This is a genomic window from Salegentibacter holothuriorum (genome assembly GCF_900168045.1).
In the GTDB taxonomy this organism is placed as follows: Bacteria; Bacteroidota; Bacteroidia; order Flavobacteriales; family Flavobacteriaceae; genus Salegentibacter; species Salegentibacter holothuriorum.
In genome coordinates this window covers 163,943-187,014 of sequence record NZ_FUYY01000002.1, presented here as the reverse complement: position 1 = coordinate 187,014, position 23,072 = coordinate 163,943, and the positions used below count along the sequence as shown (strand labels likewise).

The 23,072-nt window shown below is 36.5% G+C and carries 23 protein-coding genes; 20 read left to right on the top strand and 3 right to left on the bottom strand.

Annotation, left to right across the window (positions count from 1 at the left end; genetic code table 11):
* Positions 1-35: 35 nt before the first annotated feature.
* The 19 genes from gcvH (at position 36) to tsaB (ending at position 17,115) form a co-directional block, all read left to right on the top strand.
* Positions 36-416 (top strand): glycine cleavage system protein GcvH, encoded by a 381-nt coding sequence (gcvH, locus tag B5X51_RS05185; protein ID WP_079719829.1) that lies wholly within the window; start codon positions 36-38, stop codon positions 414-416.
* Positions 406-810, top strand: a complete 405-nt coding sequence (locus tag B5X51_RS05180; protein ID WP_245828704.1) for a VanZ family protein — start codon at positions 406-408, stop codon at positions 808-810. The genes gcvH and B5X51_RS05180 overlap by 11 nt, the downstream gene beginning before the upstream one ends.
* 44 nt (positions 811-854) lie before the next feature.
* Positions 855-1,577, top strand: a complete 723-nt coding sequence (locus B5X51_RS05175) for an energy transducer TonB (protein ID WP_079719828.1) — start codon at positions 855-857, stop codon at positions 1,575-1,577.
* A 120-nt stretch (positions 1,578-1,697) separates the two neighbouring features.
* Entirely contained in the window at positions 1,698-3,815 is a 2,118-nt protein-coding gene (locus B5X51_RS05170) for a gliding motility protein RemB (protein WP_079719827.1), read from the top strand.
* A 129-nt stretch (positions 3,816-3,944) separates the two neighbouring features.
* Positions 3,945-4,847: a heme o synthase gene (cyoE, locus tag B5X51_RS05165; RefSeq protein WP_079719826.1), complete on the top strand. Its 903-nt coding sequence runs from the start codon at positions 3,945-3,947 to the stop codon at positions 4,845-4,847.
* Positions 4,838-5,419, top strand: a complete 582-nt coding sequence (locus B5X51_RS05160; RefSeq protein ID WP_079719825.1) for a cytochrome c oxidase subunit 3 — start codon at positions 4,838-4,840, stop codon at positions 5,417-5,419. Before cyoE ends, B5X51_RS05160 begins: the two co-directional genes overlap by 10 nt.
* A 47-nt stretch (positions 5,420-5,466) precedes the next feature.
* Positions 5,467-6,447, top strand: a complete 981-nt coding sequence (locus B5X51_RS05155) for a cytochrome c oxidase subunit 3 (RefSeq protein WP_079719824.1) — start codon at positions 5,467-5,469, stop codon at positions 6,445-6,447.
* Positions 6,448-6,465: 18 nt separating this feature from the next.
* Positions 6,466-6,828 carry a cytochrome C oxidase subunit IV family protein gene (locus B5X51_RS05150; RefSeq protein ID WP_079719823.1) on the top strand — a complete coding sequence of 121 codons (363 nt, stop codon included), beginning with the start codon at positions 6,466-6,468 and terminating at the stop codon, positions 6,826-6,828.
* 87 nt (positions 6,829-6,915) lie between these two features.
* On the top strand, positions 6,916-7,560 hold the full coding sequence (locus B5X51_RS05145) for a thioredoxin domain-containing protein (RefSeq protein ID WP_079719822.1): 645 nt from the start codon (positions 6,916-6,918) through the stop codon (positions 7,558-7,560).
* A gap of 1 nt (position 7,561) precedes the next feature.
* Positions 7,562-8,299 carry an SCO family protein gene (locus B5X51_RS05140; protein WP_079719821.1) on the top strand — a complete coding sequence of 246 codons (738 nt, stop codon included), beginning with the start codon at positions 7,562-7,564 and terminating at the stop codon, positions 8,297-8,299.
* Entirely contained in the window at positions 8,296-8,835 is a 540-nt protein-coding gene (locus B5X51_RS05135; RefSeq protein ID WP_079719820.1) for a DUF420 domain-containing protein, read from the top strand. Before B5X51_RS05140 ends, B5X51_RS05135 begins: the two co-directional genes overlap by 4 nt.
* Before the next feature lie 90 nt (positions 8,836-8,925).
* Positions 8,926-9,159 carry a hypothetical protein gene (locus tag B5X51_RS05130; RefSeq protein WP_079720722.1) on the top strand — a complete coding sequence of 78 codons (234 nt, stop codon included), beginning with the start codon at positions 8,926-8,928 and terminating at the stop codon, positions 9,157-9,159.
* A gap of 106 nt (positions 9,160-9,265) precedes the next feature.
* Complete coding sequence (locus tag B5X51_RS05125) at positions 9,266-9,967, top strand: ABC transporter ATP-binding protein (protein ID WP_079719819.1); 702 nt, start codon at positions 9,266-9,268, stop codon at positions 9,965-9,967.
* A complete protein-coding gene (locus B5X51_RS05120) occupies positions 9,960-11,207 on the top strand; it encodes an ABC transporter permease (RefSeq protein ID WP_079719818.1) in 1,248 nt (415 codons plus the stop codon). The genes B5X51_RS05125 and B5X51_RS05120 overlap by 8 nt, the downstream gene beginning before the upstream one ends.
* A 1-nt stretch (position 11,208) precedes the next feature.
* Positions 11,209-12,474, top strand: a complete 1,266-nt coding sequence (locus tag B5X51_RS05115) for an ABC transporter permease (protein WP_079719817.1) — start codon at positions 11,209-11,211, stop codon at positions 12,472-12,474.
* A gap of 109 nt (positions 12,475-12,583) precedes the next feature.
* Positions 12,584-13,702: an efflux RND transporter periplasmic adaptor subunit gene (locus B5X51_RS05110; RefSeq protein ID WP_079719816.1), complete on the top strand. Its 1,119-nt coding sequence runs from the start codon at positions 12,584-12,586 to the stop codon at positions 13,700-13,702.
* 62 nt (positions 13,703-13,764) lie between these two features.
* The gene (locus B5X51_RS05105; RefSeq protein WP_079719815.1) at positions 13,765-15,204 is read left to right on the top strand and encodes a TolC family protein; all 1,440 of its coding nucleotides are present in this window, start codon (positions 13,765-13,767) and stop codon (positions 15,202-15,204) included.
* Between the two features lie 3 nt (positions 15,205-15,207).
* Entirely contained in the window at positions 15,208-16,440 is a 1,233-nt protein-coding gene (locus tag B5X51_RS05100) for an efflux RND transporter periplasmic adaptor subunit (protein ID WP_079719814.1), read from the top strand.
* Positions 16,441-16,455: 15 nt separating this feature from the next.
* Positions 16,456-17,115 carry a tRNA (adenosine(37)-N6)-threonylcarbamoyltransferase complex dimerization subunit type 1 TsaB gene (tsaB, locus tag B5X51_RS05095; RefSeq protein ID WP_079719813.1) on the top strand — a complete coding sequence of 220 codons (660 nt, stop codon included), beginning with the start codon at positions 16,456-16,458 and terminating at the stop codon, positions 17,113-17,115.
* Here the strand turns inward: tsaB and B5X51_RS05090 are convergent.
* The 3 genes from B5X51_RS05090 to B5X51_RS05080 all read right to left on the bottom strand — a co-directional run bounded on the left by B5X51_RS05090 (position 17,112) and on the right by B5X51_RS05080 (position 20,377).
* Positions 17,112-17,996 (bottom strand): mechanosensitive ion channel family protein, encoded by an 885-nt coding sequence (locus B5X51_RS05090; RefSeq protein ID WP_079719812.1) that lies wholly within the window; start codon positions 17,994-17,996, stop codon positions 17,112-17,114. The two genes, tsaB and B5X51_RS05090, sit on opposite strands and share 4 nt — an antisense overlap.
* Before the next feature lie 72 nt (positions 17,997-18,068).
* On the bottom strand, positions 18,069-20,108 hold the full coding sequence (locus tag B5X51_RS05085; RefSeq protein ID WP_079719811.1) for a thioredoxin domain-containing protein: 2,040 nt from the start codon (positions 20,106-20,108) through the stop codon (positions 18,069-18,071).
* Positions 20,109-20,176: 68 nt separating this feature from the next.
* Positions 20,177-20,377 carry a dodecin family protein gene (locus B5X51_RS05080; protein ID WP_079720721.1) on the bottom strand — a complete coding sequence of 67 codons (201 nt, stop codon included), beginning with the start codon at positions 20,375-20,377 and terminating at the stop codon, positions 20,177-20,179.
* 439 nt (positions 20,378-20,816) lie between these two features.
* Between B5X51_RS05080 and B5X51_RS05075 the strand changes: the two genes are divergently transcribed.
* Positions 20,817-23,069 (top strand): inorganic phosphate transporter, encoded by a 2,253-nt coding sequence (locus B5X51_RS05075; protein ID WP_079719810.1) that lies wholly within the window; start codon positions 20,817-20,819, stop codon positions 23,067-23,069.
* Positions 23,070-23,072 lie beyond the last annotated feature (3 nt).

Below are 23,072 nucleotides of genomic sequence, written 5' to 3'. Positions count from 1 at the left end.
AAAAATTAACTTTGTTCCAATATAAAATAGAACTAATGAATATTCCACAAGAATTAAAGTACACTAAAGATCACGAATGGATTAAGGTGGAAGGTGATACTGTTACGATAGGTATTACAGACTTTGCTCAAAGCGAGCTAGGAGATATCGTTTATGTAGAAGTAGAAACCGTAGATGAGACCCTTGATAAAGAAGAGGTGTTTGGTACTGTAGAAGCTGTAAAAACCGTTTCAGACCTTTATTTGCCATTATCAGGTGAGATCATTGAGTTTAATGAAAGTCTTGAAGACGAACCAGAAAAGGTGAATTCAGATCCTTATGGAGAAGGCTGGATGATTAAAGTGAAATTTTCTGATGAATCACAGTTAGAAGAACTTTTAAGCGCAGATGCTTATAAAGAAATTCTTGGTAACTAAAATTGCTTTATTTGTAGCCTGCTTTTATACTATTTTGCTAACGGTTTCCTCTTTAGTGAAACTCGGTAAAATTAGTGTTGGAAGCTTTAGTCCTACAGATAAGCTTTTACACCTGGGAGCGTATTTTGGGTTATTGGTATTGTGGAAGGTATATTTTATGTTGAAAAATGAACCTAAAAGTACTTATAAAAATAACTTATTTAAAATTGCAGGCCTTGCAGCACTGTTTGGTATGTTAATTGAGCTTTTACAAGGTGTGCTTACCAGTTATCGCGAGCCAGATTGGTTTGATATTCTGGCTAATACTGCTGGTATTTTGCTTGCTGTTATTATCTTTCTTTTCTTTGAAAAGAGTCTAAAAAGGTTAAATAGTAAGATTAATTTAGTTTTTTAGAAAAAATATTTAATTTAGCAATCCTTATTAATCAATAACCAATTATGGAACCAAAGAAAAATCCAAAAGCCGATTTAAAGAGAAAGAGCGTGCTGTTTCTCCAGTTGGGGCTTGTCCTGGTCCTGTTAATTACCTGGCGTGCTATTGAATGGAAGACTTATGAAAAGGAAGCCATTGATACCGGTCAGTTAAATATGGACGACTTAGACGATGAAGAAATCCCAATTACAGAGATGCAGAATACGCCTCCACCACCACCGCCTCCGCCTCCGGCACCAGAGGTTATTGAAGTTGTAGAGGATGAAGAAGAGGTTGAGGAAGACGAAATTGAATCTACAGAAACAAATCTTGATGAGATAGTTGAAGTAGAGGAAGTTGTTGAGGCTCCTGTTGAAGAAGAAGTTGAAGATGTTCCTTTCGCTGTTATTGAAGATGTGCCAATTTTCCCAGGCTGTGAAAACCTGAAAAATAATGAAGAGCGTAAGCAATGTATGAGCCAGAAAATAAGCCAGTTTGTAAACCGTAACTTTGATACCGATCTTGGTGCAGAGCTTGGTCTTTCTGGTGTAAACAGGGTAATTGTTCAGTTTAAAATTGATGAAAAGGGAAATATTGCCAATGTGATGTCTCGTGCTCCTCATCCAAGATTGGAGCGTGAAGCGGCAAGGGTGATCAATAAATTACCAAAAATGAAGCCTGGTAAACAAAGAGGAAAAGCAGTTGGAGTTATGTACTCTCTGCCAATTATCTTCCAGGTACAAGATTAAAAATATCCTATTTTGAATATGAATCCCGGGCTGTGTCCGGGATTTTTTATTTTAAGCTAGTTTACTCTATTCAAAAAAATGTATATTTCCCGGGTGTAACCAATCTTTCACAAATTGAGTATGAGGAGCTATCTGTTTCTTCTGGTTTTATTAATTACTATTAATTTAAAGTTCCAGGCTCAAAGCAATACCCAGCGCTTTCCAGAGTTTCCACAATGTATAAACCTTGATTTCGAGAAGAAGGAGGTTTGTTTTAAAAATACCTTAAAGCAGTTTATTATTGATAATTATAAAGTTCCTTCTGAAGTAATTGATGAGGCTTACAAAGGAGAACTTAAGGTTATTTTTGAAGTTGATAAATCTGGTGATTTCCAGATCATCTATCTGGACGCGGCATATTCAGAATTGAAGGTTGAGATGCGACGTGTTTTTAGTTTACTTTCTAAAATTAAACCGGCAACTTATAACGGTAGACCTATCTTTGTTCAGTTTAAAATGCCGGTTAAAATTCCCTTATCATTGAACCTTGAGCAATTTAAACAGACTTCTGAAAAGACTTACAAAAAAGAAGAGCCCAAGTTACTACAGCCAATTGAAAATGATTTAACCGGCGAGTACGATAAAATTCAATCTGGAGAGTTTACCCGGCCTCGGTATGAAAGTCAGATTAATATTCCACTTTCTCACGAATATTATAGCAGGTTTGATGCTGAATTTAATAAAATAGGAGTGAATACTCACGCCGCTTCAAAGCCTTTGCTTTTTTCTGAAGTTTCTAAATATTACGATTTTAAGGCGCATGAAAATAAGCTACTTAAAGATGTGAATTCCTGGGCTGGGCGTAAATTACTTAATGAACATTTGGTTCAATATCAAACGGAAGATTACTGGTTTACTTTAGATTTTGCTTTAGATCTGCAGCTTGGTAAAGATTTTCAGCAAACAGAATTCGATTTCACTTATAACAATACCCGGGCGCTAATTTTCCAGGGTGGCTTAGGGGGGAACTTTAATTTTTATACAGTAGCTTATGAAAATCAGGGTAGGTTTGCCGATTATTATAACCGTTTCGCAGAATCTATAAGGCCAGATGGTGGTGATCCTGCAATAATCCCCGGTAGAGGTATTGCAAAACCTTTTATGGATGAGGGCTATGATTACCCTGTAGCTGAAGGTTATTTGTCTTATACGCCAAATAAATTCTTCAACTTGCAATTTGGTCACGGGAAAAACTTTATTGGAGACGGCTACCGTTCTCTTTTAATGAGTGATAATGCTTCGCCCTACCCTTATTTTAAACTCAACACCACGTTTTGGAAGTTAAAATATACCAATACCTGGATGTCTTTGCGCGATGTGAGACCAGAAGTTACAGAAAATGGCTCCTTTAGAACAAAATATATGGCTAACCATTATTTAAGTTATAATGTTACCAAAAGGCTTAATATTGGTTTGTTTGAATCTGTAGTTTGGGAAAACGATAATAGGCGTGGTTTCGATTTAAATTATTTGAATCCGATCATATTTTACCGAGCCATAGAATTCTCTACTGGAGCACGAGGCGGAAATGCAATTATTGGTTTGACTTCAAAATATAAGTTTTCAGATAATATCAATGTTTATGGACAAATGATAATTGATGAATTTTCTACTTCTGATGTATTTGGTGGACAGCAAAGCTGGAAAAACAAACTTGGTTACCAGTTAGGCTTAAAATATTTTGATGCTTTTAAAGTTCCTGGTTTATTTCTTCAGCTTGAATATAATCAGGTGCGGCCTTATACCTATTCTCATAATACAGGAGTGTTAAATTATGGGCATAATAATCAATCTATGGCGCATTTATGGGGTTCTAATTTTAGAGAAATACTGGCTATTGCTCGTTATAAAAAAGACCGGTGGTATGGAAATGCTAAGTTTATTTACGGCAAAAGAGGTTTTGATTATAATGTATCAACTAATCAAGCTGCTTATGGGGGCGATATCTTTAGTAGCGAACGTGAACGTCCGTTTGATACCGGTGTGAAAATAGGCCAGGGAAACACTACTAATTCGTTATTTTCCAGTATTGAAGCCGGTTATATTTTGAACCCGGCAACTAATTTAAAAGTGTATGGGAGTTTTATTTATAGAACTTTTGACCCCGATGTAAAAACTCCTCAAAATTTTGAGAATACTACAAGCTGGTTAAATTTTGGAATAAGAACCGATATTTTTAATTGGTATTATGATTATTAAACACGCTGTATTTCTTTATAATTTTTTTGAATATTATAGCAATTCATTAAGTGCTGAAAATTAACATTTTTGCCCCCTTGCCAAAACCCAATTAAGGAGTATCTTTGCGCCAATTGAAAAAACCTATTTTTGAGCAGCACCGGTGTACATACTTCCTCGGCTTCTATCTTAACAGACTTTAAAGAAATTACCAAAGTACGGCTTGCTGTAAGTGTGGTATTTTCATCTATTGCCGGTTATTTCTTAGGCGCCGATAACATAGATTTTGTCATAGTCTTTCTGTTGGCTATTGGCGGCTATTTTATGGTTGGTGCGTCAAATGCATATAATCAAATTATAGAGCGTAATTTGGATGCGCTTATGGATCGTACCAAAAACCGTCCTATTCCCGATGGAAGAATGTCGGTAAGTACCGCGTTTATAATCGCCAGTGTTTTTACACTTTCAGGACTTATCGTGCTATATGTTATTAACCCTAAAACAGCGATGTTTGGGGCAATAAGTATTTTTATATATGTAAGTGTATATACGCCGCTTAAGACTAAAACTCCGCTATCTGTATTTGTAGGAGCCATTCCGGGAGCAATTCCTTTTATGTTAGGTTGGGTGGCTGCAACCGGAGATTTTAGTATAGAGCCTGGAACTTTATTTATGATACAATTTTTCTGGCAGTTCCCGCATTTTTGGGCAATTGGCTGGTGGCTCTATGATGATTATAAAAAAGGAGGTTTCTTTATGTTGCCTACCGGAAAACGGGATAGAGGAACCGCAATACAAATTATTCTTTATTCGGTATGGACTATTTTAGTTTCCTTGATTCCTGTATTTGGAGTTACAGGTAAGCTATTTCTAACTCCCGTAGCAGGTGCAGTTATTCTTTTACTGGGATTAGGGATGCTATATTATGCGGTAAAATTGTATAAGGAGAAAACTGCTCAGGCAGCTAAAAAATTAATGTTTGCGAGCGTATCTTATATTACGCTGCTACAAATTGTATATGTTTTAGATAAATTTATAAGACAATGGATTTAACTCAAGGTGCTGAAAAGCACAAATATGATAGGGCTAAAAAAATGATGCTCTGGTTTGGGATAATTAGTATGATAATGACCTTTGGTGGTTTAACCAGTGCTTATGTTGTTAGTAAAACAAGGCCAGATTGGCTAACTGAATTTGAGTTGCCATCGGCTTTTTTTTGGAGTACACTCGTAATAGTAGTGAGTAGCTTGACTTTTATTCTTGCAAAAAAATATATTTTATCCGGTAATCGAAGAAATGCCTCTGCAATGTTAATTGGCACACTGGTGCTTGCGGTGTTGTTTGTAGTTTTGCAATTTAACGGATTTTCTGAAATTATAGCTAATGGTTATTACTTTACAGGAAGTGAAAGTAGCATTACAACTTCTTTTATTTATGTGTTGGTTTTAGTGCACATGGCGCACTTAGTGGTAGGTATAATCACACTTTTGGTGGTAATTTATAACCATTTTAAACAACGCTATAAAAAAGGTCAAATGCTTGGTATTGAGTTAGGTGCGACTTTTTGGCATTTTCTTGATCTTATGTGGATTTACCTGTTTGTATTTTTATATTTCTTTAAATAATAAAATTACGTATTTTTGCGGAATACTTAAAATTTAAAAATTCTTCTATGGAAGCTACTGTTGTTAGAACAGGCACCGAAGGTAAAACCTGGGGTGGTGGAAATGAGCCTTTAAAGTCCAGCTATGGCAAAATGATGATGTGGTTTTTCATCGTTTCCGATGCACTTACCTTCTCTGGTTTTCTTGCAGCTTATGGATTTTCCCGATTTAAATTTATGGACTCCTGGCCAATTGCCGATGAAGTTTTTAATCACTTTCCTTTTTTACATGGGGTAGATGCTCCAATGTACTACGTGGCTTTAATGACCTTTATACTTATTTTTTCTTCTGTAACTATGGTTTTGGCAGTAGATGCCGGTCATCAACTAAAGAAAGGAAAAGTAACATTTTATATGTTTCTTACTATTATTGGTGGTATTATTTTCCTTGGCTCTCAAGCCTGGGAATGGAAAAATTTCATCAATGGAACTTACGGTGCTGTCTATACAGAAGGAGGGAATATATTACAGTTTATTGATGGTGATGGGCACAGGGTAGCTCTTTCAGATATTGCCATTGCAGAAGCATCAAGTAGAGTAGAGCACGAATCAAGAAATGGAATTTGGTATGAAAGTGAAAAATCTTTGCCATCTTACTCTATAGGAGAAGTAAAAGCTGGTTTTAGTGAAAATTCAGATCTTCTAATTAGAACTCAAGTTGTAAATGATGAAGGTGAGAAAATTATCCTTTCACGGGAAGAATCTATTGCTAAGCTAAATAGTGAAGCTGTTGGAGTGGTAGAAGGAGCTAATCTTACCCGTAATGAATATGGGCCACCGTTATTTGCAGATTTCTTTTTCTTTATTACCGGTTTTCATGGTTTTCACGTTTTTTCTGGGGTAGTTATCAATATCATTATCTTTTTTAATGTAATTCTTGGTACGTACGAGCGCAGAAAGAATTATGAAATGGTAGAGAAAGTTGGTCTTTACTGGCACTTTGTAGATTTAGTTTGGGTATTTGTTTTTACATTCTTTTACCTGGTATAATTTCAGAAATAAATAAAAATGGCACACGATACAGCACATCAACACGAATCTAATACAAAGAAAATCTGGACGGTTTTTGCAATCCTATCCGTAGTTACTATTGTGGAGGTTGTTTTGGGTATTTTAAAGCCCGAGTTCCTAACAGATACTTCTTTCTTAAGTATGTCACTCCTTAACTGGATATTTATCATACTTACAATTTATAAAGCTTACTATATTGCCTGGTCTTTTATGCACCTTGAGGGAGAGACTAAAGGTTTGCGCCGGGCAATAGTTTGGACAGCAATCTTTCTTATAAGTTACCTAATTTTTATTCTTTTGACCGAAGGAGGTTATATCTATGAGGTCTATAAAAATGGCTATGTAGCCTGGGATTTTTAAGGAAAAGACTTAAAAGTTAAAAATGCATAGAAAGGCGGTTTTGTTAAACCGTCTTTTTATTTTTGCACCACTTTTATATACAGGACTATGAAAAAGTTTTTTGTGCTTTTAGTGCTCTTTGCATTGCCTATTATTGCTTATATGTTTTTTGCTTCAGGGCAAAATAACTTCGCTAAATTACCCGTGTTAACCGAAGGTGTTAACGATGTTTCTGAATTTGAAGATTTTGAAGGGAAGTCAATTAGTTTGGAAGATAAAATAAGCATCGTAGCGTTCTTTGGTGAAAATCTGGATGATCTTAAAGGCAATACCTTTAATCTTGATCAAAAAATTCTGGAGAAATACTACGAATTTGATGATTTTCAGTTTCTAGTGGTGTTGCCGGAAGATACACGCCAACAAGCTGAAAATTTCAAAAATGAATTTAGCGGTATTTCTGAAACCGAAAAATGGAAATTTGTTTTTGGTCCTCCTGAAGCAATAGCAGCAACTTTTAAAAGCTTTAATACTCCCCATAAGTTACAGGGAACTTACACCCCCTATGTTTTTATTATAGATAAAGACCTTAATTTAAGAGGAAGGGATGATGATGAGGATTTTGAAAAGGTCTACGGTTATGATTCAAGATCTGTAGCAGAGTTAAGCGATAAAATGAATGATGATGTTAAAGTGATTCTTGCTGAATATAGATTGGCTTTAAAAAAGAACAACGCCGATAGAAAAAATAATTAAAATGAAAAGAAAATATTCTTACATAGGGCTTTCCTTAATTATTTTGGTCTTTGGAATTATTTTTATTCCTAAAATTGTAGAAACCATTAGTAGCGGTGAAGTAGTAAAGGCTGATAGGTTGAACATGAAAGATGAGAAAAAAGTAACTAATTCAGATAAGGAATTAACTTATATTGAGATTAATGGTAGAAAGAAAAAAGCTCCAGATTTTCAATTAATTAACCAGGAAGGTGATACAATTACCAGTGAAGATTATCTTGGAAAGGTCTATGTAGCTGAATTCTTCTTTACAACCTGTCCTACAATTTGCCCAATAATGAACCAAAATCTTGTAGAGGTTCAGTCAGAATTTAAAGATAGAAATGATTTTGGAATAGCTTCTTTTTCTATAGATCCAAAGCATGATACACCAGAGGTTTTAAAATCTTATGCTGAAAATTATGGGATAGATCATCCTAATTGGAACCTGTTAACTGGTGAGAAAGATGCTATCTATGGGCTTGCTAATGGCGGTTTTAATATTTATGCAGGAGAAAATAGTGAAGTGCCCGGTGGGTTTGCGCATCAGGGTTTATTCGCGCTGGTAGACAAAGAAGGTTATATTAGATCTCGCCTGGATAAGTATGGAAATCCTATAATTTACTACCGTGGTTCAATAGAAAGAAACAAATCTGTGGTAGAAGGCGAGGAAGAGCCGCAAATTGATATTTTAATTGAAGATATTAAGAAATTATTGTGAAAAGAACACTAACAAAAACCGATAAAATTGCAGTACCGGTAATAATTGCCTTATCTGTATTCGTACCTATACTGGTACTTATTTTAATGTACTTGCCTGAGCGCTACAATATATTTGGAACTCAAACAGGCACTTTTCCTTTTTTTCATGCAGTATTAAATGGTTCAACCGCTATTTTATTAATGCTTGGTTATTTCTTTATGAGTATTCGGGAGTATAAACTACATCGTAATACTATGATTACTGCCTTTGGGCTTTCTGCTATATTTTTAGTGAGTTATGTAATCTCAAAAATAAGTAATGACCCTGTGCCTTATGGGGGTGCAGGTGTTTTGCGACCTATATATTTCTTTATCCTTATTACGCATATCTTACTTTCGGCTATTATTGTGCCTTTAGTTCTTTTTACTATGTATAGAGGGTTAACCGGTGAATATCAAAAGCACGCAAAGATTGCTCGGTGGACATTTCCTATCTGGTTGTACGTGGCTATTACTGGAGTGCTTGTCTATATTTTTATGTGGCCATACTATTAAAAAATTTTTTATTCAAGAGATCAAGTCTTAACAATTGTACTAAAAACTTGATTGTAAAATTTCTTAAATTTGCATCTAGAAATTACCGCTATGAAAATTAGGTTTTTAATTCTTATCTCCTTGTTACTTCTGTTGCCAGAGTTGGCCAATGCGCAATGTTCTATGTGTCGTGCGGTTCTGGAGAGTGATACCGATCAAAGCGCAGCAAAAGGAATTAACAATGGTATTCTTTACCTTATGGCTTTCCCATATCTATTGGTTGGCGCCTTAGGTTTTTATATTTACCGTTCTCGTAGAAAAGTCAAAAAATCTCAGGAAGTTTAAGAAATTTCAAAATATTTTCTTAAAAATACTGTAACTTTTTCTTTCTCGTAGAGTCTTATGGGTAGCACTTTTATATAAAGAGTTAGTAACCTGTAATTTTATTGCGATGATAGAAATAAAAGATCTTCACAAATCCTATAAAATGGGCAGTAATTCGCTACACGTTTTAAAAGGGATTAACTTTAACGTAGCCGAAGGTGAACTTGTTTCTATCATGGGATCCTCGGGATCTGGGAAATCTACTCTTTTGAATATTCTGGGGATGCTTGATGAAGCAGATTCAGGTTCTTACACTCTTGATGGAGTGCCTATTAAAGATCTCAACGAAAAAATAGCTGCTCGTTACCGTAATAAATTTCTTGGTTTCATTTTTCAATCATTTAATCTTATTTCGTATAAAAATGCCTTAGATAATGTAGCGCTTCCGCTGTATTACCAGGGGATGAAACGAGGGGAGCGAATAGAAAAAGCAATGTCTTACCTGGAAAAAGTTGGTCTTGCAGATTGGGCCGGGCATTTGCCAAATGAACTTTCTGGAGGGCAAAAACAAAGAGTGGCGATTGCACGAGCCCTGGCTAGCGATCCAAAGATGCTTTTAGCCGATGAACCTACCGGAGCATTAGATTCAAAAACATCTTATGAAGTGATGAACCTAATTCAGGAAATTAATGATGAAGGTAGAACTATACTTGTGGTAACTCACGAACCCGATATTGCCGCAATGACAAAAAGGATTGTGAATTTAAAAGATGGTAAGATAATTCAGGATACAAGGGTTAACCAAGTAAGAGCACTGGAAAATGTTTGATTTAGAACGTTGGGAAGAGATCTTTGATACGATTCGTAAAAATAAATTACGAACCTTTTTAACCGGGCTTTCGGTGGCTTCAGGTATCTTTATTTTAGTGATTCTTCTGGGAATTGGTGAGGGTATGCGCAACGGTATTTCTCAGGAATTCAAAAGGGATGCCGCTAACATTATATATATCTATACAGGGGTGACCTCAAAGGAACACAAAGGTCTAAATCCCGGTAGAAGAATTCAAATGAAGAATGAGGATTTTAACTACACGGCCTTAAAACATCAGGACGATTTAGAATATAGGTCTTCTGTTTTTAGAATTTGGAATGGAATAGTGAACTACGGCAAGGAATCGGGTTCTTATCGTGTGGAAGGTGTTTATCCCGATTATCAGTTTCTTGAAAATAGCGGGATGATAGAGGGAAGGTTTTTAAATTATAAAGATCACGACAATTTTGAAAAAGTTGTGGTGGTAGGCAATAAAGTTAGAAACGATCTTTTTAAAGATAGTAAGGACCCAATAGGAAAATACGTACAGATTTCCGGAATAAATTTTAAAGTAATTGGAGTGTATACCGATCCCGGTGGGGAAAGGGAAGAGAGTCGTGTCTTTATGCCGCTTTCTACCGCCCAACGTGTTTTTGGTGGGGCAAATAATATAGCTAATATGGCCTTTACTTTAGAGCCAGAAGAAAGTTTTGAAGCTGCCCTGGCAGCTTCTAATCGCTTTTCTACCGATATTGAAAATCAACTTAAAGAATCTCATACAATAGCTCCAGATGACGAAAGTGCTGTGAGTATTAATAATTCTCTGGAAAATGCTAAACGCTTCTACGATCTTATGGATATGATAAAGTTCTTCTTTTGGGGAGTAGGCATTTGCACTATTATCGCAGGGGTTGTTGGAGTAAGTAATATTATGCTCATCATCGTAAAAGAAAGAACCAGGGAAATAGGTATTAGAAAAGCACTGGGGGCAGAACCTCTTTCTATTGTTGGAATGGTGCTGCACGAATCTATTTTTGTAACCGCAATTGCTGGATTTATTGGCTTAATTGCCAGTTTGTTATTATTGGAATTTGTTGGTCCACTTATAGAAACACAGTATATCGCTAATCCTGCAGTTAATTTTAATGTAGCCCTTACCACCGTTTTTATTTTGGTGCTTGCCGGTGCAATTGCCGGATTTTTTCCTGCCTGGAGGGCCGCAAGAATTAAACCCATTGTAGCACTAAGAGACGAATAGTATGTTTAGCAGGGATAAATGGAGCGAAATAATTGAGGCACTAAGTTCTAACTGGTTTAGAACTATACTTACTGCCTTTGGGGTAATGTGGGGTATATTTATTCTTGTAATTCTGCTTGCTGCGGGAAAGGGGCTCGAGAATGGTGTGAAAAAAGGATTTGGAGGGATCGCTACCAACACGATGTTTATGTGGACGCAAACGGCATCTAAACCCTATAAAGGCTTACCTAAAGGAAGACGCTATAATTTTAAGACAGGAGATGTTGAAGCGCTTAGGGCGAATGTGCCCGGTCTTAGGTTTATTTCTCCAAGGAATCAATTAGGCGGTTTCGGTGGAAATAATAATGTGGTTCGTGGGCTTCAAACCGGTGCTTTTAATGTATATGGTGATTACCCTGAAATTATTCAACAAGAACCTATGGATGTTACCTCCGGAAGGTTTATCAATTATCTCGATATTGAAGAAAAACGTAAAGTTGCTATTATTGGAGAAGGGGTTAGGCGCGAGCTTTATGAGAAGGAGGAAGGGGTTTTAGGAACTTATCTCAAAATAAACGGTGTCAATTTTATGGTAATAGGCACCTATAAGAAAAAAGGCAGTGGCGGCGGAAATGCAGAAGAAGCTCAAAAGGAAATTTATGTGCCATTTACTGCGTTTTCCCAGGCTTTTAATATGGGTGATACCGTAGGTTGGATGGCGATTACTGCTCACGATGGGAATTCTATCACTAGCTTAAAGTCGCGTATTTTGGATCTTATAAAAAGCAGGCATTCTATTCACCCCGAAGATGATAGGGCGGTTGGAAATTTTGACTTGTATGAAGAATTTAGCAAAATAAACGGTTTGTTTGTAGCCTTAAAAGCAGTGGCCTATTTTGTTGGTATTCTCGTGTTGCTTTCGGGTATTATTGGGATTAGTAATATTATGCTGATTGTTGTAAAAGAAAGAACTAATGAAATTGGAGTAAGGCGTGCTCTTGGTGCTACGCCCTGGTCTATTAGAGGGCAAATTTTAATGGAATCTATTTTTCTGACTATTATCTCGGGTATGGCAGGGATAATTTTTGCAACAGGAATAATTGCAGGAGTGAATTATGCTTTGAGCGGGATGGATACTTCAGAAATGATGTTCGCAAATCCAAGTGTAGATTTGGGAGTGGTACTTACTGCCCTGGCTATTTTGGTAATCTCCGGATTATTGGCGGGACTTATTCCGGCTCAAAATGCAATTAAAATAAAACCTGTAGATGCCCTTAGGACAGAATAAATGAATACAAACCAAAATAGCTCCGGCAAAATGCGGGAGCTGAAATTTAGCAACACAGGAAATTTTGAGCCTGTGCAGATTTTCCAATTATGAGTCAAAATATAAACAGATGAAAAAAACAGTTACCATTTCAATTTTAGTGTTAATCGCCGTGGTTTTTGTAGGTGCGTTATACTATTTGTTTCAGAAAAACCAGGAGGATCCCAGGGTTTATGAAACCGAACAGGCTTCCATAGAAACCATCGTCAAAAAAACAGTGGCTACAGGAAATATTGTTCCGAAGGAAGAAGTGCTTATAAAACCTAACATCTCTGGAATTATAGATGAAATATATATTGAAGCAGGTGAAAAAGTGAAGGCAGGAGATCTTATTGCGAAAATAAGAGTTATCCCAAATGTAAATTCTTTGCAAAGCGCGAAAGATGCCGTAGCTACAGCCAGAATCAATTTAGATAATGAGAAAAAGACATTTGAAAGACAGAAATCTTTGTTCGAAAAAGGAGTGATCTCTCAAAACGATTTTGACAATGCTGAAGCCAATTACAAAAGGATGCAGCAAAACTACCGCTCTGCAGAACAGAACTTCGAAATTGTGCAAACAGGAACCACTAGTGGTATTGGCAGTGCCGCCAATACGCTTATTCGCTCTACGGTAGATGGAATGGTGCTGGATGTTCCAGTAAAAGTAGGAAACCAGGTAATTGAAAGTAATAACTTTAATGATGGTACTACCTTAGCGACCCTTGCCGATGTTAATGAAATGATTTTTGAAGGAAAAGTTGATGAAAGTGAAGTAGGGAAAATTAAAGAAGAGTTGCCGCTTGAAGTAACGGTAGGTGCTATAGAGAATAAAACTTTTAATGCAGTTTTAGACTATATAGCTCCAAAAGGAGTTGATGAAAATGGAGCAATTCAGTTTGAGATTAAAGGAACCTTAGATAAAGCTGATACTACTTTTATTCGTGCCGGTTTAAGCGCGAATGCCTCTATTATTTTAGATAGGGCAGATGAAGTATTGGCAATTAAGGAAGCTTTGGTGCAATTTGACTCAGATACTCAGGAGCCATTTGTGGAAGTTGAAACCGGAGATCAGCAATTTGAAAGAAGGGATTTGGAATTAGGAATTAGCGATGGAATTCAGGTAGAAGTGAAAAATGGTATTTCTAAAGACGATAAAATTAAGGTTTGGAACAAAGTACAACCTAGTCCGGAATTCGCCGGAAAATAGATTTTTATTTCAAAATGTAACAAGTTTAGAATTTCACAGACTCATCAACTACAATTCCGATTATGAAAAAATACAGCTTATTAACCATATTTTTATTTTCTGTTTTGCTTGCAAAAGCTCAGGAAAATAATGAGTGGACACTTCAAGAATGTGTAAACTACGCATTAGAAAATAATATTTCAGTAAAACAAAGCGAGCTAAATGTAGAACTCGCCGAGTTGGGGAAAAGAGATGCTATTGGTAATTTTCTGCCAAATGTAAATGGTTCGGCAACGAATTCCTGGAATACAGGTCTTACCCAAAATGTGACCACCGGGGTACTGCAAACGCAAACTACCCGAAACTTTTCAGCAGGGGTTACTGCCAGTGTGAATCTTTTTGACGGACTTAGGAATTTTAAGCAATTGCAACGCGCAAAAATATCAAAACTTGCCAGCCAGTATGCACTGGATAAAATGAAGGATGATATTACCCTTTTTGTCGCAGATGCCTATCTACAGGTGCTTTTTAATAAGCAAAACCTTGAGATTCTTAGGATGCAAAATGAAGTTACCCAGGAGCAAATGGAAAGAACAGGGCAATTGGTAGAAGCTGGATCTTTGCCTCAGGGAGACCTCTTGGAAATTGAAGCAACGTTTGCTGATGAGCAACAACGTATGATTGTGGCTAAAAATAATATTAGGATTTCCCTTATTAGTTTAGCGCAAACATTACTTATTAAAGATTATGAGAATTTTGATATTGTAGATAGGGACTATGCTATTTTTGGTACAGAAATTTTAGATAATCCGGTAGAAGATGTCGTAGCGCAAGCCAGGGAAGAAAGATCTGAAATCAGAATTGCTGAAGCTAACAAGGAGATCGCCGAAAAAGATGTGGAAATAGCCAAAGGGGCTTATTACCCAAGCGTTGGTGCTTTCTTCAATTATAATACCAGGGAATCTGGACAGGGACGCGTTGTTGGTGGAGAAATAGATCCTAACGATCCTACCCGCGAAATTGGAGTTGTAGAAAGTACCGGAGATGTTGTAGTTACTCCAAATGTATTAACTACTATTGGTAGTCCTTTACCGTTTTTTGAGCAGTTGCAGCGAAACGATGGTGTAAGCTATGGAGTTCAGGTTAGTGTGCCAATTTTTAATGGTTTGGCTACCAGGAATCAGGTAAGAAGAAGCGAGGTGAATGCCAGGCGTGCAGAGTATGAATTAGAGCAAGCAGAACTAGATCTTGAAGCGAATGTTTATCAGGCCTATGTAGATGCCGAGGGAGCTTTTGAAGCTTATGAAGCTTCACTGGTTGCGGCAAATGCCCAGGAGCAGGCTTTTGAATATTCAACCCAACGTTTTGATGTTGGAATTTCTAATGCGTTTGAATTTAGCCAGGCAAAATTAAGATACGAAAATGCCCAAAGCGAAGTGCTTAGAACCAAATACGATTATATTTTTAAATTAAAAGTACTTGAATTATATTTTGGAGTACCGGTGACCGATCTTAAATTTTAAACTATGAAAAAAAAGACTTTAATTATAATTATTGGAATTGCTCTTGCGCTTATCCTCTTGCTTATAGTTGGTAAAAAAGCGGGTTGGTTTGGGAAGACTGGCAATTTTAAAGAAGTAGAAATCACCAAAATTGAACCTATAGATATTGTAGAAACTGTTTCGGCTACCGGTAAAATTCAGCCAGAGATTGAGGTTAAATTATCTTCAGAAGTTTCCGGGGAGATAATAGAGCTTCCTGTTGTTGAAGGGCAAGCTGTAGAAAAAGGAGATCTATTGGTTAGGGTAAATCCAGATATTTATCAATCTAATGTTAATAGAGCCCAGGCGGGTTTAGAAACTTCTCGTGCAAATTATGCTCAGGCCCAGGCAAGTTTAAAGCAGGCTGAAGCCAATTACAACCGAAACAAAAGTCTTTTTGAAAAAGGTGTGATTTCTAAAGCTGAGTGGGATCGCGTTGTTTCAGAATATGAAGTGTCGCAGGCCAATAAAGAATCGGCTTACTATAATATGCAAAGCACATCGGCTACCGTAAAAGAAGCTCAGGATAACCTGGGGCGAACAAATATTTATGCGCCAATGAGTGGTACCATTTCAAAATTAGATGCAGAACTGGGAGAAAGAGTTGTTGGAACGCAACAAATGGCCGGTACAGAAATTCTTAGGGTTGCTAACCTAACCAACATGGAAGTAGAGGTAGATGTGAATGAGAACGATATTGTAAAGGTGCAGGTTGAAGATTCTACTATTGTTGAGGTAGATGCTTATTTAGGGAAAGAATTTAAAGGAATTGTTACTGAAATTTCAAATTCGGCTGATGCTGCGCTTACCACAGATCAGGTGACTAATTTTAAAGTGAAAGTTCGTATTTTAGAGGAATCTTACAAAGATCTCTTGGAAGGGAAAGCAGATAATTATTCTCCTTTTAGACCTGGTATGACCGCTACGGTAGATATAATCACTAACAGAAAAGATAATATAATAGGGGTTCCTATTAGTGCGATTGTGATTAAGAATGATACCACGGCAGCTGAAGGTGAAGATCAAAAATATGAAGCCGTTTTTCTAAAGGAGGGTGAAAAAGCCGAACTTAGAAAGGTTTCTACAGGAATTCAGGATGATAGTAATATTGAAATTACTGAAGGTTTAACCGAAGGGGAAACCGTGATTACAGGACCGTATAATACCGTAACCAAGAGCCTTAAAGAGGGCGATGATGTTGAGGTAATTAAAAAATAAGAAAAACCACAGGATTTGGCTTTAATACTCTGCTTAGAAACCGCTACTACAAATTGCTCAGTTGCACTTTCAAAAGATGGTGCTTTGCTGGCATTAAAGGAAGATAGGAGCAATAATTATTCTCATGCCGAGAAATTACACGTTTTTATAGATGAAATTCTAAAGGAAAACAACTTAAGGGTGGGAGATCTTGATGCTATCGCGGTAAGTAAAGGTCCAGGTTCTTATACAGGCTTAAGAATAGGAGTTTCTACAGCAAAAGGGCTATGTTTTTCATTGAACATTCCTTTAATAGCTATAGCCACTCTGGCCTCTTTGGCTGCCCAGGTTAAACTGGAAAAGGGATTTGTGATCCCTATGTTAGATGCGCGTAGAATGGAGGTTTATGCTAGCGTTTTTGATGAAAACCTCAATGAAATAAGAGAAACTAAGGCTGAGGTTTTAGATGAAAATTCTTTCACCGATTATCTTGAAAAAGATAAAACAGTATTTGTAGGAAATGGTGTGGAAAAATTTAGAGCTATTTGTGCACATCCCAGGGCTGAATTTATTTTAGATAAATTACCGTCTGCAAGAGAAATGTGCAATTTAGCAGAAGCCAAATACAAAATAAGCGACACCGAAGATGTCGCTTATTTTGAACCTTATTATTTAAAAGATTTTATTGCCGGTTAATCGGCGGAGTTAGCACCGTTGGTTTTCGATCTCTTTTCAATCGTACCATTCATTTTTGTTTGATCATAAAGATAAACATCACGTTGAGGATAAGGAATTGTCATACCGGCTTCTTCCAGTCTTATTTTTCCTTCTTCAATCATATACCAGTGTAGATCCCAGAATTTACTGTTTTCAGCAAAATATCTCACTGAAAAGTTAACAGAATCGGCTCCAAGTTCAGAAACAATAATTTGCGGTGCAGGGTCTTTAAGAACATCTTCCTGTTCTTCTACCAGGTTTCTAAGTACTTCTTTAGCCTTTTTCAAATCGTCATCATAAGAAATCCCAAAGCTTAGGTTTTCTTTTCTGGTTCCGTTAAAGCTGTAATTGATAATATTGTCATTACTCAACTCACCATTTGGAATGACTGCACGCTGATTTCCGAAGGTGTCTAATTTGGTATAAAATAAGGAAATCTCAACCACACTACCCGAAACTCCTTGAACTTCTATCCAATCTCCGACTTTAAAAGGTTTTAATATAATTAGGATAACACCACCGGCCAAATTAGAGAGTGATCCTTGCATAGCAAGACCAATAGCTAAACCTGCAGCACCAATTGCGGCTACCAGTGAAGCGCTTTGTACACCAAGTTGTGTGATAAAAAGAACAAACAATATTATTTTAAGTCCCCACTTTAGAGCGTTTAAAGTGAAAATTTCTAAGGTTTTATCGTAGTCTTTCTTTTTGAATAGTTTTTCTACATATTTTACAATTAAACCAATTACCCAAAGCCCAATTATTAGAAGTGCCAGTGCACCAATTAAAGTAGGTAGGTAATCAATAAATTTTTCTGCGTATTCTTTTGCGATATCGCCCCAATCGTTTAGTTTATCCATAATTTCAATTTTTTGAAAAACAAATTGACTATAAATTTTTTATTTAAAAGAAATTTTCCTGTTTAATTTTTGTTAAAAATGTTTTATTTTATCAATAGAATTTTCGACAGAATTTGAGGGAAGATCGCATTTTCCACCACTACAGATATAAATTAGATCTTTATCGCTTTTAAACCTGTTCTTTAAAATTGATATTTCTGATGGCTCTACACTCCCCGCAAAAATGGTGTGTGGAAAGAATTCCTGTTCTAATTCTTTCTTTATGGAAATAGCATTTTTACCTGTGATCGCAACTTCATAAAAAGCTTCAGTGAAGTTAAGCATCAAGTCCAGCCAGTTAGCATAAGACTGCGGATAGGTTTTTATTTGGGGCTGGACTGTTTTGAGCATTTTTTTTGCTAAATCATAATATTCCTGATTCCCTGTGATTTTAGAAACTTTAAATAGATTTTTAGCCATAACCGAATTTGATGCCGGCAGTACATTATCGTTTAACTCGTAATTCCTCGTAATTAAAGCTTCATCTTTAGAAGAAGTGAAATAGAACAATCCCGTTTTTTTATCCTGGAAGTCTTCCAGGCAAACCAATATTAATTGTTCTGCAATTTCCAGCCATTTTTCTTCAAAAGTAGCTTCATATAAATTTAGAAAAGCTTCGGTGCAAAGAACATAATCTTCCAGGTAAGCATTTATTGAACTTTCCCCGTTTTTAAAATTATGCCAAAGTCTAAAATCTTTTTTAAACTGATACTCTTGAAGAAACGCTGCGTTTTTTAATGCGTTTTCCAGGAACTCTGATTCTCCAAAAGCTTTATAGGCATCTACGTACCCATTTAGCATAAGTGCATTCCAGGAAGTTAAACTTTTATCATCCAGTCCCGGTTTTGTTCTTTTATCCCGCTCTTGTTTTAGAATTTTTGTCCAGTGTTTTTTCTTTTCTTTTAATTCAGGTAAACTAAGATTGAATGCTTCAGCAATAGCTTCATCACTTTTAGATCGAATAAGCACATAATTATCTTCCCATTTTCCGAAGGAATTAATGTTATAATATGCTTCGAAAATTGAAAAATCTTCGGTTAGTAAATCTTGTAAGTGGTCTTTTTCCCAGACGTAATAGGCGCCTTCGCTTTTATTCCCGGTTTTATCTTCACTATCTGCATCTAAAGCGGAATAAAACGCTCCGGTACCATCGGTAAGTTCCTCTTTTACAAAATCCAGGGTTTTATAAACTACTTCTTTGTACCAATTATCTTTCGTAAAAGCAAAAGCCTTGCTGTAAAGACTAACCAATTGCCCATTGTCATAGAGCATTTTCTCGAAATGTGGTACGTGCCAGCGCTCATCTACCGAGTATCTTGAAAATCCGCCGCCAATATGGTCAAAAACTCCACCGTATGAGATTTTGTTTAGACTGTTCAGGCTATGTTCAAAGATATCTTTGTCATCTTTCTGAACAGCATATCTAAATAAGAAAGATTGGTTTACCGGAAGCATAAATTTTGGCGCTCCCCGCGAACCGCCATTTTTAGCGTCAAATGTTTTTTTCCATTTTTCAAGCATTTCATTTATGAAATCATTGGTAAAGGGAGTTTCTTCTTTGGGAGTTTCAATGAGTTGCAATTGCTGTAATCCAGCTTCAAGTTTAGCAGCATAAGCTTTCATTTCATCTGGCTTGGTTTGATATAGCCCAGAGAGTTGTTTTAAAGCATCTTTCCATTGTTCCTTTCTAAAATAGGTGCCACCCCAAACCGGCCGTCCGTCTGGTAAGGCTACAATATTCATAGGCCAGCCACCTGCACCGGTCATTATCTGAATAGCATTCATATAAACCTGGTCAACATCAGGGCGTTCTTCCCGGTCAACTTTTATATTTATAAAATGCTGGTTCATAATTTTGGCTACGGCTTCATCCTCAAAGCTTTCGTGCTCCATAACATGACACCAGTGGCAAGCCGAATAGCCCACGCTTATAAGTAAGAGTTTATCTTCCTTGCGTGCCTTTTCCAGGCTTTTAGTATTCCAGGCCTCCCAATTTACAGGATTGTGCGCGTGTTGTAATAGGTAGGGGCTGGTTTCGTTAATTAGGTTATTGGTAAAATTTGGTTTTGGCATGCTTGTTTTTTTAAATGAAAAACGCTCCCTGGAATCCCGGAGAGCGTTGTCAATATTCTAAGGAAAAATTAACTGACTTCAAAAGAGATTTTTACATTAACCCTAAATTCGGTAATGTTTTCTCCATTTACAAGTGCACTTTGTTCTTTAACATAAACAGATTTTATATTTTTTACGGTTTTGGATGCGTGCTTTACCGCTTTCTTTGTGGCGTCTTCCCAACTTTCGGTTGAATTTGCCAAAATCTCAATGACTTTTACAATAGACATAATATTTGGTTTTAAAATGTTATAAATCAGTTCTTTTAAAAATACCCAAAATTTAGTGGAGGGTAGGTGCATTTTTAAAAGTGGGGGATTTTACTCGATAATCGAGATTAAATGTTCCGAGGCTTGCCTAGAAATCAGATTATATTTTCCAATAACAATGCTTCGTGAGCTTGCTCCGAAGTTTTTTACTAGTTGCCCGGTTTGAGCTGTTTTTTAAGTAAACTCATTCGAAGCAAAACCAACGGGTTTTTAAATAAAAGTTTATGGAGTGAAAATCACGCTCGTTTAAATTACTCTATCCTATATGGTTGAAGTATTGAAGAAGCCAAAAAATCTTTATGTTAAGGAGCTAAGATTTAATTAAAGTTTTAATAACCTACAAAAGGATAATAATAGGAAAAAATCGTTGAATTTTGCAGGTTGAAATGATTTTGTTCACATGCAGGATGTATACTTAATAATTCTTGGACTCTTATTTATTCTGGCCATTACAGATTTAGTGGTTGGGGTGAGTAATGATGCTATTAATTTCCTGAATTCTGCAGTGGGTTCCAAAGCTGTTTCTCTTCGCTCTATTCTAATAATTGCAAGTCTTGGTGTAGCAGTAGGAGCGATATTTTCCAGCGGATTGATGGAGGTAGCCCGAAAAGGGATTTTTCTTCCGCAGGAATTCTATTTTGAAGAGATCATGGTCATCTTTATGGCCGTAATGCTTACCGATGTATTACTGCTGGATTTCTTTAATTCACTGGGCTTGCCAACCTCTACTACGGTATCAATTATGTTTGAATTGCTTGGTGCAGCCGTTAGTATTGCCCTTTTAAAAATCTTCACTACAACCAGGGATATTTCTAATTTGGTAGACTTTATAAATGTAGAAAAAGCTTCTGAAGTTATTTTTGGGATTTTGCTGGCTATAATTATAGCCTTCGTAGCAGGTGCACTGGTTCAATATTTTTCACGCTTAGTGCTTTCTTTTAAATATGAAAAAAGGCTAAAATATACAGGAGCTGTTTTTGGCGGAGTTTCCCTTGCGGCCATCTTTTATTTTATCCTTATTAAAGGATTAAACAGTTTAACTTTTGTATCAGAGCATTTTGTAGAAGATGTGAATAATAATCGTATACAAATTATAATTTTTAGTTTGATAGGTTTTACAATTCTCTCTAAGATACTTACGAGTTTCTTTAAGGTGAACATTCTTAAACTAATAGTTATTGTTGGGACTTTTGCCCTGGCCCTGGCTTTTGCAGGAAATGATCTTGTTAATTTTATTGGAGTCCCTATTGCGGCCTGGCAATCTTATGAGATATGGAGTGCTTCTGGAGTACCAGCTTCAGAATTGTTAATGAGTGATCTTGCGGGTAGTGTTCCTACTCCTGAAATTATATTGATTTTTGCCGGAGGAGTGATGGTGCTCACTATTTGGTTTTCTGGAAAAGCTAAAGCCGTTGTAGATACCGGGGTAAAATTGTCCAGGCAAAATGAAGGTTCAGAGCGTTTTGATGCCAATTACTTGTCCCGAACTATAGTTAGATACTCTATGATGTTTGGAAGTGCAGTATCAGACGTAATTCCTGATAAAATTAGAAAAAGAATTGATACGCAGTTTGAAACTCCTAAAACTAAAACAACAGGAAGGGGAATTGCACCCCCGGCATTCGATTTGGTTCGGGCTTCTGTGAATTTGGTGGTAGCCAGTATTTTAATTTCTATGGGGACCAACTTGCAACTTCCGCTTTCTACTACCTACGTGACTTTTATGGTGGCCATGGGAACTTCTTTGGCAGATAGGGCCTGGAATCAAGAAAGTGCGGTCTACCGGGTTGCTGGAGTTCTTAATGTTATTGGAGGCTGGTTTATTACTGCTGTGGTAGCTTTTTTAGGAGCAGCGCTTTTCGCTGTAATAATTTATTTTGGCGGAATCATAGCTATTGCGATTTTGGTTGGTATAACTGCTGCTTTTGTTATTAAAAATACCGTGGCACATGCAAAAAAGACAAAGGCCAACAAGCAACAAAAAAGGTACAAACGCACAGATATTATTACCATTAATGAAATTACTTCAGAAAGTTCGGTAAATATCTCCCAGGTGATTTCTGGAATTCAAAAGCGATATACCAAAACTATAGATAACCTTGGATATCATGACCTTGGTAAGCTAAAAAAGAATAATAAGAAAGTAGGCGAGTTGGAAACTGAAGTAGATGACCTAAAGGGAAATGTCTATTATTTTATTAGATCATTAGATGAAGATTCAGTGGAAGCGAGTCGGTTTTATATTCATCTATTGAATTACTTGCAGGAAATGGTGAACTCTACCCGTTACATCACCCGGAATTCTTTTGAGCACGTGAATAACAATCACAAAAACCTGAAATTTAATCAGATACGGGATTTAAAAAAGATAGATAAAAAGCTGGAGCAGCTATTTACCGAAATAAAATATACGTTTGATGAGCATGATTTTGAGCGTTTAGATGATATTCTTGCTGAAAAACAAGAATTGCTCGACACGATTTCTGAATTAATAGAGAAACAAATTAAACGAATAAGGTCTTCAGAAAGCAGTCCTAAAAACACCAAACTTTACTTTGGGCTTTTACTGGAGTCTAAAGACCTTATATCGTCTACACTTAATTTAATTCAGTTATTTCGGGAATTCTATGTTGAAGCAAAATCTACGCTTTAACAG